The sequence below is a fragment of the Neisseria sp. P0022.S010 genome (assembly GCF_051956635.1).
In genome coordinates, this window is record NZ_JBQCXF010000060.1 from 1 (window position 1) to 13,617 (window position 13,617).

The following is a 13,617-nucleotide window of genomic DNA, read 5'->3' on the forward strand; positions in this document are numbered from 1 at the left end:
GGCCGGCATCGCCACCACAACAGAGCAAAGCCAACTGCATACCGCCAATGAAAACATCCACCTTATCAGCGGCAACCATACCGACATTACCGCCGGCCAAAGCCTGACCGCCCATGCGGCAGAGAGCGTTAACCTGTTTGCCCAAAGCAGCGGCATCAAGATGCAGGCCAATCAGGGTGCAGTTACTGTACAGGCACAGAATGATGAGTTGCAGCTGAATGCTTTGAAGGACGCAGCGTTAACCAGCAGCGCAGGGAAAGTTACCATTGCGGCGAAGGAGGAGGTTCTGATCACCTGCAAGGGGGCATATATCAAGTTGAGCAATGGGGAGGTTGAGATCGGGAGTCCGAAGGTGGTTAGGGTGAGGGCACCGTTGGTAGTGAATGGGGCGAACAGTACCAACTTCAAATTCACTCAAGTTGGCGCAATTAAGCGTTATAGTAATAGATTGGATGTTGCCGAAAGTTTTGAAGGATTTGGTGACTTAACATCTATAAAATATTTTGCACTTACTGAAAGTGGGGAGGAATTTAAAGGAAACCTTGATGAATATGGACGAACCGGACGAATTACTTCAGCTACAGAAGAATATGCTAATTTTTTTGTAGGAGGAGGAGATTGGGTTTTGTCTGGGGATGAAAGTTATATAGAACAAGATGATTATTTATGCTGTAATGATTTTGATAGTTTAGATAAGGAATAAATGACAAGATGCTACAGTTTAAACTTGAAAAATTATTCTTAGTTTGCATATTACTAACCGCGAATGCAGTAAGTCTTGCCGGTCAGAAAGCCTTTGTTTCTCCAAATAATACATTAAAAATAACTAGGGAGTGTAATGAAAAAATAAATGAATGCACTTTCTATCTTAAGGAGGGGGTAATTATTGGAGACATCCCCAAAGATAAAGCAACATACAAATGGATTGGGGATATTTTTGCATTGAATATTAATCTAGGCTCGTATAATTCATATTTAATTTTGGTTGATGGAGTCCATAAGCCTCAAACAGTATCAGGAGTTATTACTATAGACGCCCATACGAAATGTATCATGACTGCGGATGAAGCAGGTATTTATTTTTATAAATTTTTCCAGCCAAAACCACTAAAGATTATTTTAAAACATAGTAAGCAATTTAATTTTGCAAAGGATGTTGCATCTTTGCAATCAATAGTTCAAGGGAAGTTTAAACAAAAAAAGGTAGCTATAAGTTATTTAAATCATGTTTATGAATCAGTTGATATGGTCATTGACAATCCTTGTGTGAAGTAATTCGGAGATCGGTAATGTCACAATATTCTAAGGAATTTATCCTGTTTGTTTCTACAATTGCTGGCGAAGCTGGCAATTGTAGCAGTGCTTCTTGGAAAGTAATTGCTCATGTAATAATGAATCGATTTAAATATAAAGAATGGAGAAAGCATCAGACAATTAAAGATATAATATTAGAAACGGGTTTTGATGCGGCAACACAAAAAAATCAACCATTCTTAAGTGCCTATAATTCTCTATCAGCTGGGAAACCATCGCCATTAGTTTTACGGATTATTGCCGCTGTCCGGCCTATATATGATGGAATGATAAAAGATCCTACGGGAAAGGTCGTATTGTATTATAGCCCGAGGGCGCAGTCTTCTTTGAGTCGAAGTAAGCCCCACTTGTATAAGCCAACACCAGCATGGAACTTTAATCTTTTGGAAGAAGTTAAAATTGCAGGTACTGAAAATGATGATTTTAAATGGTACAGATACAAAAATGCGAACAAATCAAAAAGATTACAAATAGTTAATCTTGATGGAGAAGCTATTCCTAATGTTCCATATGAAATTACACACGAAAAACAAGGCCAAGAAAAGGTCATTATCCAAGGACAAACCGACCAAGAAGGTAAAACCAAAGAGATTCCATATCAACATGCAGGAAAAGATGTAAAGATTAAAATCAATCCCAATGCAGGTAAGCATATGCCAAAGGCGAATATAGAAGGGATGATTTCGGTAACGGAAATTATTACGAAACTTATTAGTCCGTATATAAAACAAAGAGTTATATTGAAACCGAATGGGAAACCCGGAAACTATGCAGGGATGTACTATAGGGTCAAAAAAGGGGATACTTTGACAAAAATTGCCCAAAATTTGGGAACAACCGTAGAAGCATTACTTCATGCAAACCCAAAAATTACAGATCCCAATAAAATCTATATCGGACAAAAAATCCGACTTCCTGCAAAAACAGGTAGACCTGTTGCGAGAAAAGAAAACGGGGAAGTGAAAATAGATCGACCTACTAAGGCACAGGAAACAAACACGCAACCACCTGCCGAGAAAGTACAAACAAAACCTACCATTAATACAGGAGCAAATACGAAAACAGGAAATAGGGAGGTAAAAATAGAAAAACCTAAGGCACAAGAAACAGGTAACCAACCATCTGCAAGAAAAGTGCAGATGAGTCCTTCCTCTGCTACAGGAACAGCTAGTCGACCAAAGGACGATAACGGAGAAAAACAAACTCCTCCCCAACCAAGACAGAAAAAGGAGGTAAAGCAAGTAAATTCCGTGGATGGGAAGCCTGTTACGGTGGTTAAGAAGAATAGAGAAATACATGATCAAAATGAAACAAAAATTAATAAACTTCATCCTCAATTTCAAGATAAAGTGAGAAGGTTTATTAAAAAAGTGTATGAACAACATCAAATTAAATTAAGAATTGTACAGGGATATAGGACATATAGAGAACAGGATGAGTTGTATGCCAAAGGAAGAACAATGCCTGGATCAAAAGTAACAAATGCAAAAGGAGGGCAAAGTAATCATAATTTTGGACTCGCAATAGATGTGTTTCCAATCTGGCAAGATGGTAGGATCCACATGGAAGATGATGCAGAGAATATTAGATTACTGAAATTGATCGCACATGTAGGAATTGAAGAGGGGTTAGCATGGGGAGGAAATTGGAGAAAATTTAAGGATTATCCTCATTTCGAATTGAAGGTTGGTAAAAATATGGCTCAACTAAGAGCAGCTGTAAAAGCTGCTGGTGGCGATCCTTTAGCTGTTAAATATGATATTTAAATGGAGTTGTTATGAAATCATTAAATATAATGCTAGCAATATTCGCATTCTTTGTCTTATTATGTCAAAACGCATACGGAGTAAATTTAATTTTTACTTCTGAACTTGATGATGAAGAGTCAAGTTTAGAGGGAGGGGAACTAAAACTATTTAAAGATAGATCAAATCATTGTTTTATTACTTCAACTTACTATGGGGAAACAGGTAAGTCTTTGTATGTATATGATTTTAAAAATGGAAATAAGTTAAGTTCAGGTATGTATAAAGAGTTTAGGTTTAAGGATGGTTATATTTCTAAAGATAAAAGAAATATATATATACTAATTAATAAGAAAGAATTAAATATTAATCATGCTGAGGTTAGAGATGATTTTACTAATTTAATTAAGAGGGTGCCTAAATCAATTATTATTAAAAATTGTAATAATTAAATTAATTTTTCTTTATAGCCTATAAGTAGTTTTATAGTGATGCCGTCTGATAAAATTCCTTTCAGACGGCCTGAAACCTTTGCAAAAAAGACCTTCCCACGATAGCCGAAATCCAAACACAGGTTTTCGGCTGTTTTTGTTTCAAGTATCCACTGATTCTACCCAAATACCCCTCTTCATTCTCCCGGATACCCGATAATCAGGCATCCAGGCCGCCTTTTAGGCAGCAACAGGCGCACTTAGCCTGTTAGCCGCTTTCAACAGGTTCAAACACATCGCCTTCAGATGGCTTTGCGCACTCACTTTACACAGACCAAAATAGGCTGCCCGCGCATAGCGGAATTTACGGTGCAGCGTACCGAAGCTTTGTTCGACTACATAACGGGTCTTCGACAAATATCGGTTACGTTTGGTTTGCGCTTCCGTCAGCGGATGTTTGCGGTGTGCTTTGCGCATAATACCGTCTAACAACTGATGCTCTTTCAGATGTTGCCGGTTTTCCTCACTGTCATAGCCTTTATCGGCATAGACGGTCGTACCTTCGGCTATACCTTCCAGCAAAGGCGACAGGTGATTGCACTCATGGGTATTGGCGGGGGTGATGTGCAGTTTCTCGATATAGCCTTCCTCATCGGTACGGGTATGTTGTTTGTAACCGAGTTTGTAGAGGCCGTTTTTCTTTATCCAGCGGGCATCTTTATCTTTACTCGGTGTGGTTTGGCCGCTGACTTGTCCTTCCTCGTCAACTTCTATGGCCTGACGCTGTTTGCTGCCGGCAGTCTGAATAATGGTGGCATCAATGACGGCGGCGGATGCCTTCTCTACTTTTAGGTTTTTTTCGGCCAGTTGTCGGTTAATCAGTTCCAGCAATTCGGACAGGGTGTCGTCTTGCGCCAGCCAGTTGCGGTAGCGGCATAAGGTGCTGTAATCGGGGATGCTCAGTTCGTCAAAACGGCAAAACAGGTTGAAATCGATGCGGGTGATGAGGCTGTGTTCGAGTTCGGGGTCGGAGAGGCTGTGCCATTGTCCGAGTAGAATGGCTTTAAACATGGACAACAGGGGATAGGCGGGACGGCCGCGGTGGTCTCTAAGGTAACGGGTTCTTTGACGATTCAGGTATTGTTCGATCGGTTGCCAATCAATCACCTGATCCAACTTCAATAGTGGGAAGCGGTCGATGTGTTTGGCGATCATGGCTTGTGCGGTTTGCTGGAAGAAGGTGGTCATGAGAAATCCCCTAAATGTCTTGGTGGGAATTTAGGGGATTTTGGAGAATTTTGCAAAGGTCTCGGCCTTTTTACTTCCTTAATATTTTATCTGCCCGACTGTTCCCACACGTTTTGCAGGTAGGCGTAGGTCAGGTCGGCGGTGTCGGACACCAGCGCGATGTCGCTGCCCAAGTCTTCGGCTTTGCCCACGCCGATGGGCAAGGCGCCGGCGGCTTTGATGGCGGCGACGCCGGCGGCGGCGTCTTCGATGCCGATGCAGTGGCGGATGTCCGCGCCCACGCCCTCGGCTGCGGCGAGGAAGATGTCGGGGGCGGGTTTGGAATGCGCGACGGCGGCAGGGTCGGCAATGGCGTCGAAGAAGTGGGTCAGCCCCATGCGTTCTAGCAGGAAGGGGCCGTTTTTACTGGCGGACGCGAGGGCGATTTTTTTGCCGTTTGCTCTCAATGCTTCCAGCAGGGGCAAAATGCCGGGATACACGTCTTCGGGTTTGACTGCCTGAATCATCTCGACGTAGTTGTCGTTTTTACGGCGGGTCAGTTCGGCGAACTCGGCTTCGCCGACGGTTTTGCCGCCGTGCGCGAGGATGCGTTTGAGCGAATCGTCGCGCGACACGCCTTTGAGCTGCTCGTTAAACTTGCGGTCGATGCTGATGCCCAATTCTTCGGCAAGCTTTTTCCATGCGCGGTAGTGGTACTCGGCGGTGTCGGTGATGACGCCGTCGAGATCAAAGAGCACTGCGGTGAAAGTCATTTTTCGCCCTCCTTATTTTTCCAACGCAACGGTGTGGCTGCTGTTGAGCGTAATGTCTTTGCCGTACACCTGCAAATCGAGCGGCTCGCCTTTGAGTAGGGTGAAGACGACGTTTTCTTTGCCGACGGCGACTTTAATCAGACGGCCTCGGTAGTTGATATGGAAGGCGTAGCCTGTCCATGCGCTCGGCAGGAACGGTGCGAAGCTGAGTTTGCCGCCCCAAGTTTTCATTTGGGCGAAACCTTGGACGATGGCGAGCCACGAGCCGGTCATGGAGGTGATGTGCAGGCCGTCTTCGGTGTCGTTGTTGTAGTTGTCCAAGTCCAGGCGGGCGGTGCGCTGGTACATTTCCACGGCTTTTTCTTCTTTGCCCAGTTCGGCGGCAAGGATGGAGTGGATACATGGGGACAACGAGCTTTCATGCACGGTCATCGGTTCGTAGAAGTCGAAGTTGCGGCGTTTTTCGTCGATATTGAAACGGTCGCCGAAGAAGTAGATGCCTTGCAATACGTCCGCCTGTTTGATGAAGGGCGAACGCAGGATTTTGTCCCACGACCATTTCTGGTTGAGCGGCAAATCATCGGGCGAAAGCGCGGACACTGGGCGGATATCTTTGTCGAGGAAGCCGTCGTGCTGCACGAATACGCCGAGTTCTTCATCATGAGGACGGTACATATTGGCGCTGATGTCTGCCCATTTTTCCAACTCGGCGGCGTTCACGTTCAAATCCGGGCGCGGGTATTTCGCCAAGGCTTCGCGGGTGTAGTCCAATACCCATGCGGCGAGGGTGTTGGTGTACCAGTTGTTGTTGATGTTGTTTTCGTATTCGTTCGGGCCGGTTACGCCGTGAATCATGTATTTGCCGTTGCGTTTGGAAAAGTGGACGCGGTCCGCCCAGAAGCGGGACACTTCGACCAAGACTTCCAAGCCTTCTTTGGCAAGATAGCTTTCGTCGCCGGTGTAGTTGGTGTAGTTGTAGATGGCGTAAGGAATCGCGCCGTTGCGGTGGATTTCCTCGAAAGTGATTTCCCATTCGTTGTGGCACTCGATGCCCGTAAACGTTACCATCGGATAGAGTGCGCCCGCCAAGCCCTGTTCGCGCGCGTTGTGCTGCGCCTGCGGCAGTTGGTTGCGGCGGTATTGCAGCAGGTTGCGGGTAACTTCGGGTTCAGCCAGTGCGAGGTAGAGCGGCACGGCGTAGGCTTCGGTGTCCCAATAGGTCGCGCCGCCGTATTTTTCGCCGGTAAAGCCTTTCGGGCCGATGTTCAGGCGTGCGTCTTCGCCGTAGTAGGTGGAGAACAGTTGGAACAGGTTGAAGCGGATGCCCTGCTGCGCTTCGTCGCTACCTTCGATGACCACGTCGGCGATTTCCCAACGGTGCAGCCAGCCTGCTTTGTGCGCGTCCAGCAAGGTTTCAAACGCAACGCCTGCGATTTTTTCCGACAAGGCGCGGCCAGCGGCTTTCACTGCTTCCAAGCCTTGATAATCACGGCTGGTGGTAACAATCACGCGTTTTTCAAAAGTTTCGGGCGTGCCGCCGACTTCGGCTTGGAAAGAATTAGAGACCTGCCAGTCGGTTTGGCTGCCGCCGAAGGCTTTGAAGCTGCCGGTGAAGGTTTGCTCGGCGTTGACGATGAATTGTTCCACGCCGAAGGGATTGGCGACGGTTTGGGTGGCAATATAGGAGCGGTCGTCTGAAACGCCTTTGTCCAATACCTGCCAGAATTTTTCTTCGTAGTTGGAGTCTTCGTTTTTCACGTCGGCGTCGATGATGGAATCGATGCGGACTTGGTGGGTTTTGCCGTCGACGGATACTGCTTCCCATCGGATGAGAGCCAGCTCTTTTTGCGCGACGGACAGGAATTTGCACACATCGAAACGCACGCCGAATACTGTGAACGAGCGGCGCAACACGCCGTGTTGCATGTCGAGTTCGACGGAGAAGCCGGTAACGTCGTTTTTCGCCAAGTCGACTTCCTGCCCGTCGACAAAGATTTTAACTTTGCTGAAATTGAGCGCGTTGATGGCTTTGCCGAAATATTTGGGATAGCCGTTTTTCCACCAGCCGACGCGGGTTTTGTCGGGGAACCACACACCGGCGATGTAGGTGCCCAAGTGGCTGTCGGCGGAGTAGGTTTCTTCAAAGTTGCCGCGCATGCCCATATAGCCGTTGCCCAAGCTGGTCAGGCTCTCTTGCAGCCGTTTGTGTTCTTTTTCCAGTTTTGCCGAACGCAGTGTCCAAGGGCTGATTTCCATGATTCTTGTATACATTTATGAAGCTCCTGTTATTAAAATTGTAAGTTCGGCAAAGGTTTCAGACGGCCTTTGCCGATGGTATTGATGGATTATTCGCCGTGGGTCTCTTTAATCAGACAGACTGAGAAGGCTCCCAGCAGCAAGACTGCGCCTGCAACCAAGAACATGGTTGCCTGATGGCTGCCCAGCATAGGGAAGAGGATAAAGCTCAGCAGGGAGGCGACGATTTGAGGCATACAGATAGAGCCGTTGAACAGACCCAAATAAGTACCCATGTGTTTGCCGGAGAGGGCATTGGTTACAATCGTCAAAGGATAGGTAATAATACCGGCCCACGCAATACCGATTAAGGTATAAGACAACACCAGTGCGTATTGATTGCTGATGAAGAAAACGGAGAAGAAACCGAGCGCACCCAGAGCCAAGCAGCCGAAATAACCGGCTTTATGATATTTATTCGGTACTTTTGCCAGAATAAACGAGCAGATAACGGCAGCAATGGATTGTACTGCCGCCAAAACGCCGTACCAGTTGCCTGCTTCTTGGTAGCCTACAGAGGAGGCATCAGTTGTCTGCCAAACGTTTTCCGCAATCGCGCCTGCCGAGTAAGTCCACATATATTGGAAGGCAAACCAGCAGAAGAATTGTACCAAAGTCACCGTCCAAAACGCTTTAGGTGCGGTTTTTAAGAGTTCGAACCAGTTGGCTTTTTCCTGATTTGCAGCCACGTCGATGCCGTGGTAGCGGGCGTAGGTTTCCGGATCATACTCTTTGACTTTGAAGATGGTGAACGCACTGGTAATAATCAGTAAGGCTGCGCCCACATAGAATGCTACGACCACGGTCTGCGGCACGACGCCTTTTTCGGCCGTGTTCGCCAAACCGATATACGCGAACACAAACGGCAGAATCGCCGCCACAACCGCGCCCGTATTCGCTAAGAAACTTTGAATCCCGTAGGCGTAGCTTTTCTGCTCCTCGTTGACCATGTCGCCGACCATCATCTTAAACGGCTGCATCGCCATATTGGAGGATACGTCCAACAGCGCAATCATCAACGCGCCAAACGACAAAGCCGCCAAAGAAGCGTAGCCAAAACCGAAGCTGCCCGAGTTCGGCATCAGAATCATCACGATGACCGCAATCAGTGTGCCGTAAAGCAGATAGGGCAGGCGGCGGCCGCCCAGGCGCGGCATCCAAGTGCGGTCTGAGTAGTAGCCCACAATTGGCTGAACCAACATACCGGCCAATGGGGGCAGAATGAAAAACCAGCCCAAATTGTGCGGGTCGGCGCCTAAAGTTTGAAAAATTCGGCTCATTTGTGAGCTTTGCAGGGTAAAGGCCGTCTGAACGCCGAGATAGCCGAAGCTCAGCATCCAAATCGTACTTTTTGCCAGTGACGGCAAACCTTGTTTTGCTGTTTTTTGCGTATTTTCCGACATGAGGTAAATCCTTTTTTTAAAAAGTATTTTTATTGAGAAATCTGAAAGGTTCCTTGGTGTGGCGTTCTCTGTCGTTATTGTTTGTGTGCGTACTTTCAAGGATATAGGTGCATTTTATGAAGCGCGTCGGATATTGGCAATGCCAGTTCAAGGATAAACTGGCTTAAATCAAATTTTTTGCGGTTTGGCATTGATACCGTCGGGCAATAAGGGTATCGGTTCGGCGCGGTGTATATTTTGATGCTTATTTCTATTTTCAGACGGCATTTGAACAAGCAAGTATTTGGGCAATAGGTTAAAATGGGCCGTCTGAAATTTGTTTGACGGAAACGAGAAAACTATGTCCCAACAATACGTCTATTCTATGCTGCGCGTGAGCAAGGTTGTGCCGCCGCAAAAAACCATTATTAAAGATATTTCCCTTTCCTTCTTCCCCGGCGCGAAAATCGGCCTGCTTGGTTTGAACGGTGCGGGCAAGTCCACCGTGCTGCGGATTATGGCGGGTGTGGATAAGGAATTTGAGGGCGAAGCCGTGCCGATGGGCGGCATCAAAATCGGCTATCTGCCGCAAGAGCCGGAGCTTGATCCTGAAAAAACCGTGCGTGAGGAAGTGGAAAGCGGTTTGGGCGAAGTGGCTGCGGCGCAGAAACGTTTGGAAGAAGTGTATGCCGAGTACGCCAATCCCGATGCGGATTTTGATGCGCTGGCGGAAGAACAGGGCCGCTTGGAAGCGATTATCGCGGCGGGTTCGTCCACAGGCGGCGGTGCGGAACATGAATTGGAAATCGCCGCCGATGCGCTGCGTCTGCCGGAATGGGATGCCAAAATCGGCAATTTGTCCGGCGGTGAAAAACGCCGTGTTGCTTTGTGCAAACTCTTGTTGAGCAAGCCCGACATGCTGCTGCTGGACGAGCCGACCAACCACTTGGACGCTGAATCGGTCGAATGGCTGGAGCAATTCTTGGTGCGCTTCCCCGGCACGGTGGTTGCCGTAACGCATGACCGCTACTTCCTTGACAACGCCGCCGAATGGATTTTGGAACTCGACCGCGGCCATGGTATTCCGTGGAAAGGCAATTACTCGTCTTGGCTGGAGCAGAAAGAAAAACGCTTGGAAAACGAGGCGAAATCAGAAGCTGCGCGCGTGAAGGCGATGAAGCAGGAATTGGAATGGGTGCGCCAAAATGCCAAAGGCCGCCAAGCCAAGTCTAAAGCGCGTTTGGCGCGTTTTGAGGAAATGAGCAACTACGAATACCAAAAACGCAACGAAACTCAGGAAATCTTTATTCCTGTTGCCGAGCGTTTGGGCAACGAAGTAATTGAATTTGTGAATGTTTCCAAGTCGTTTGGCGATAAAGTGCTGATTGACGATTTAAGCTTTAAAGTGCCTGCTGGCGCGATTGTCGGTATCATCGGCCCGAACGGAGCGGGTAAATCGACGCTGTTTAAAATGATTTCGGGCAAAGAGCAGCCTGATTCCGGCGAAGTGAAAATCGGCCAAACCGTAAAAATGAGCTTGATTGACCAAAGCCGCGAAGGTTTGCAAAACGATAAAACCGTGTTCGACAACATCGCCGAAGGCCGCGATATTTTGCAGGTTGGTCAATTTGAAATTCCTGCCCGCCAATATTTGGGACGCTTTAACTTCAAAGGCAGCGACCAAAGCAAAATCGCAGGTCAATTGTCTGGCGGCGAACGCGGTCGTCTGCACTTGGCAAAAACTTTGTTGAGCGGCGGCAATGTGTTGCTGCTAGACGAACCGTCTAACGACCTTGATGTAGAAACCCTGCGCGCGCTGGAAGACGCATTGTTGGAATTTGCCGGCAGCGTGATGGTGATTTCGCACGACCGCTGGTTCCTCGACCGCATCGCTACGCATATTCTGGCTTGTGAAGGCGACTCTAAATGGGTGTTCTTCGACGGCAACTATCAGGAATACGAAGCCGATAAGAAACGCCGTTTGGGCGAAGAGGGCGCAAAACCGAAACGTATCCGTTACAAACCGGTAACACGTTAAGCAGGTTTTCATGAAAAGGCCGTCTGAAACTTCAAAGTTTCAGACGGCCTTTTATTTTTGATGTTTATGATTGTTTTCTTAATTGCGGATGGTTTTCCAATGTATCAATGATGATTTCAATCATGCGTGGGGCAGTTTGCGCTAAATCGAAGCCTTGACCTGAAGAAAGCCAGCGCCAAATCAAGCCGTCTAATGAAGACTTGATGAAGATGACTGCCATATCGATATCCAAATTATCCGCCAACGCTTTTTGTTGTACTGCATCAGTCAGGACGGCAACAATTTTTTCACGCCATAGTGATTGGTGTTTTTTAGCGATGGCAATGACCGCCTCGTTTTGCTCGGTGTGTTCGCATTTTAAAAACAAAATGCTGTGGAATTTATAGTGAAGCTCGTTGTGTTGCAGGCGCTCGAAAAAACGGGTCAGGGTTAGTCGGAAGCTTGACCAAGCCTGTTCGTTATTGTTGTTCGAGTCTTCTTTTATGCAGCTTTCGATGTCGTCGCAAATCCGTTGGAACAAGGCGTCAAACAAATCTTCTTTGTTTTTGAAATGCCAATACAGCGCGCCGCGCGTTACGCCTGCGGCTTGGGCGATTTCGTTGAGCGAGGTGCGGGCAATGCCTTTCTTATAAAACGTATCCAATGCGGCAAGCATGAGATATTCTTTGGTTTTTAAGGCTTCGGTTTTGGTTCTTCTCATAATTGTTTTGTAGGAAATGTAAATTTATGGTTCGGATTATAAAAAATTACTTCTGAACATGCAAGAATGTATGTATAATTTAATTCAATACTTGATAGTGTTTCTCAACACTATATAATCAGCCTGTTTTTCATAAAAGCAGGCAATTTCTGTTTGCGAAATATGAGATTAAAGTAATCAATTTTTAATTAGTCAAACCTTTATTTATTTATAGAGATAGGAAAATTATGGCTCTTTATGCTTCTAAAATGATGCGTGTCGCGGCAATTGCAGCAGCTACTGCGTTGGCGCTTTCCGCTTGCGGCAAAGGCGATGAAAAAGCAGCCGGCCAACAGGTGCAAGGCAGTCAGCAACAGCAAAAACAGCCTGCGCCTGAAGTCCGTGTGATTACTGTGCATCCGGAAACCGTTGCATTGACAACCGAGTTGCCGGGCCGTCTGGAATCATTGCGTACTGCCGAAGTTCGCGCCCAAGTCGGCGGTATTCTGCAAAAACGCCTGTTCCAAGAGGGTAGCTATGTGCAAGCCGGTCAGCCTTTGTACCAAATCGACAGCTCGACTTATGAAGCAAACTTGGAAAGCGCACGCGCCCAGTTGGCAAGTGCGCAAGCTACTTTGGCCAAAGCGAACGCCGACTTAGCCCGCTATAAACCGCTGGTTGCCGCCGATGCCATCAGCCAACAAGAATATGATGCGGCCGTAACGGCCAAGCGTTCAGCAGAGGCAGGCGTCAAATCTGCACAAGCAGCCATCAAATCTGCCGGTATCAGCCTGAACCGATCCCGCATTACTGCGCCGATTTCCGGCTTTATCGGTCAATCTAAAGTTTCTGAAGGTACGCTGCTGAATTCTGGCGATACCACTGTTTTAGCCACCATCCAACAAACCAATCCGATGTATGTCAACGTTACCCAGTCTGCGAGTGAGGTCATGAAACTGCGTCAACAGGTTGCCGAAGGCAAATTGTTGGCGGCAAACGGCGCGATTGCAGTGGATATCAAATTTGACGACGGTACGGTTTACCCTGAAAAAGGCCGTCTGCTGTTTGCAGATCCGACTGTCAACAAAACGACCGGTCAAATTACCTTGCGCGCCGCCATTCCTAACGACAGAAATATCTTGATGCCGGGCTTGTATGTGCGCGTATTGATGGAACAAGTGGCTGTGGATAATGCATTTGTAGTGCCGCAACAAGCAGTTACCCGCGGTTCGCAAGATACTGTGATGGTAGTGAATGACAAGAGCGAAATGGAAGCGCGTGTCGTGACCATTGCCCAACAGCAAGGTAGCAATTGGGTGATTACAGACGGCCTGAAAGACGGCGACAAAGTGATTGTTGAAGGCATCAGCATTGCCGCTATGTCGGGTGCTAAACAGGTAACGCCGAAAGAATGGACGCCGCCTGCAAGTGCTGCGGCAGCAACACCGGCAGTTTCAGACGGCCAGGCTGCATCCGAGGCCAAGCCTGAAGCTAAAGCTGCATCTGAAGCCAAATAAGGAACGCGTGAATGTCTAAGTTTTTTATTGACCGCCCCATCTTTGCATGGGTTATTGCGATTTTTATCATCGCAGCGGGTATTTTCGGTATTCAAAAACTGCCGATTTCCCAATATCCGTCCGTTGCTGCACCGACCATTACTTTGCGCGCTACTTATCCGGGCGCTTCTGCTCAGGTAATGGAAGACAGCGTACTGGCCGTTATCGAACGTAATA

The 13,617-nt window shown here is 47.4% G+C and carries 12 protein-coding genes; 7 read left to right on the top strand and 5 right to left on the bottom strand.

What is annotated here, in order from left to right; translation table 11 throughout:
- The 4 genes from ACTHUT_RS07930 to ACTHUT_RS07945 all read left to right on the top strand — a co-directional run.
- Positions 1-703: DUF2345 domain-containing protein (locus ACTHUT_RS07930; RefSeq protein WP_440386162.1), on the top strand; the 703-nt coding region annotated here is incomplete at its 5' end.
- Between the two features lie 8 nt (positions 704-711).
- Positions 712-1,275 carry a hypothetical protein gene (locus ACTHUT_RS07935; protein WP_440386163.1) on the top strand — a complete coding sequence of 188 codons (564 nt, stop codon included), beginning with the start codon at positions 712-714 and terminating at the stop codon, positions 1,273-1,275.
- A gap of 14 nt (positions 1,276-1,289) precedes the next feature.
- Positions 1,290-3,080 carry a LysM peptidoglycan-binding domain-containing protein gene (locus ACTHUT_RS07940; RefSeq protein ID WP_440386164.1) on the top strand — a complete coding sequence of 597 codons (1,791 nt, stop codon included), beginning with the start codon at positions 1,290-1,292 and terminating at the stop codon, positions 3,078-3,080.
- Positions 3,081-3,091: 11 nt separating this feature from the next.
- Positions 3,092-3,511, top strand: a complete 420-nt coding sequence (locus ACTHUT_RS07945) for a hypothetical protein (RefSeq protein WP_440386165.1) — start codon at positions 3,092-3,094, stop codon at positions 3,509-3,511.
- A gap of 219 nt (positions 3,512-3,730) precedes the next feature.
- Here ACTHUT_RS07945 and ACTHUT_RS07950 read toward each other — a convergent pair whose 3' ends face one another.
- The 4 genes from ACTHUT_RS07950 to ACTHUT_RS07965 form a co-directional block, all read right to left on the bottom strand.
- A complete protein-coding gene (locus ACTHUT_RS07950; RefSeq protein WP_440386166.1) occupies positions 3,731-4,738 on the bottom strand; it encodes an IS5 family transposase in 1,008 nt (335 codons plus the stop codon).
- 86 nt (positions 4,739-4,824) lie between these two features.
- On the bottom strand, positions 4,825-5,490 hold the full coding sequence (pgmB, locus tag ACTHUT_RS07955; RefSeq protein ID WP_440386167.1) for a beta-phosphoglucomutase: 666 nt from the start codon (positions 5,488-5,490) through the stop codon (positions 4,825-4,827).
- A gap of 12 nt (positions 5,491-5,502) precedes the next feature.
- Entirely contained in the window at positions 5,503-7,761 is a 2,259-nt protein-coding gene (locus ACTHUT_RS07960) for a glycoside hydrolase family 65 protein (RefSeq protein WP_440386168.1), read from the bottom strand.
- A 74-nt stretch (positions 7,762-7,835) separates the two neighbouring features.
- Positions 7,836-9,188 carry an SLC45 family MFS transporter gene (locus ACTHUT_RS07965; protein WP_070588154.1) on the bottom strand — a complete coding sequence of 451 codons (1,353 nt, stop codon included), beginning with the start codon at positions 9,186-9,188 and terminating at the stop codon, positions 7,836-7,838.
- Positions 9,189-9,528: 340 nt separating this feature from the next.
- Here ACTHUT_RS07965 and ettA point away from each other — a divergent pair, with 340 nt between their 5' ends.
- Positions 9,529-11,205, top strand: coding sequence for an energy-dependent translational throttle protein EttA (ettA, locus tag ACTHUT_RS07970; RefSeq protein WP_107769254.1), 1,677 nt, complete (start codon positions 9,529-9,531; stop codon positions 11,203-11,205).
- A gap of 64 nt (positions 11,206-11,269) precedes the next feature.
- On the opposite strand, the gene mtrR is transcribed toward ettA, so the two are convergent.
- Positions 11,270-11,905: a multidrug efflux system transcriptional repressor MtrR gene (mtrR, locus tag ACTHUT_RS07975; protein WP_004520505.1), complete on the bottom strand. Its 636-nt coding sequence runs from the start codon at positions 11,903-11,905 to the stop codon at positions 11,270-11,272.
- A 227-nt stretch (positions 11,906-12,132) separates the two neighbouring features.
- Between mtrR and ACTHUT_RS07980 the strand changes: the two genes are divergently transcribed.
- Entirely contained in the window at positions 12,133-13,401 is a 1,269-nt protein-coding gene (locus ACTHUT_RS07980) for an efflux RND transporter periplasmic adaptor subunit (protein WP_440378045.1), read from the top strand.
- Between the two features lie 11 nt (positions 13,402-13,412).
- The coding region (locus ACTHUT_RS07985) for an efflux RND transporter permease subunit (RefSeq protein WP_440418723.1) at positions 13,413-13,617 on the top strand (205 nt) is incomplete at its 3' end.

Bases quoted from the DNA above. Each gene is read 5' to 3' on its own strand.
- pgmB (WP_440386167.1), bottom strand. From the start codon at position 5,490: ATGACTTTCACCGCAGTGCTCTTTGATCTCGACGGCGTCATCACCGAC.
- ACTHUT_RS07960 (WP_440386168.1), bottom strand. From the start codon at position 7,761: ATGTATACAAGAATCATGGAAATCAGCCCTTGGACACTGCGTTCGGCA.
- ACTHUT_RS07950 (WP_440386166.1), bottom strand. From the start codon at position 4,738: ATGACCACCTTCTTCCAGCAAACCGCACAAGCCATGATCGCCAAACAC.
- mtrR (WP_004520505.1), bottom strand. From the start codon at position 11,905: ATGAGAAGAACCAAAACCGAAGCCTTAAAAACCAAAGAATATCTCATG.
- ACTHUT_RS07965 (WP_070588154.1), bottom strand. From the start codon at position 9,188: ATGTCGGAAAATACGCAAAAAACAGCAAAACAAGGTTTGCCGTCACTG.
- ACTHUT_RS07945 (WP_440386165.1), top strand. From the start codon at position 3,092: ATGAAATCATTAAATATAATGCTAGCAATATTCGCATTCTTTGTCTTA.
- ettA (WP_107769254.1), top strand. From the start codon at position 9,529: ATGTCCCAACAATACGTCTATTCTATGCTGCGCGTGAGCAAGGTTGTG.
- ACTHUT_RS07980 (WP_440378045.1), top strand. From the start codon at position 12,133: ATGGCTCTTTATGCTTCTAAAATGATGCGTGTCGCGGCAATTGCAGCA.
- ACTHUT_RS07940 (WP_440386164.1), top strand. From the start codon at position 1,290: ATGTCACAATATTCTAAGGAATTTATCCTGTTTGTTTCTACAATTGCT.
- ACTHUT_RS07935 (WP_440386163.1), top strand. From the start codon at position 712: ATGCTACAGTTTAAACTTGAAAAATTATTCTTAGTTTGCATATTACTA.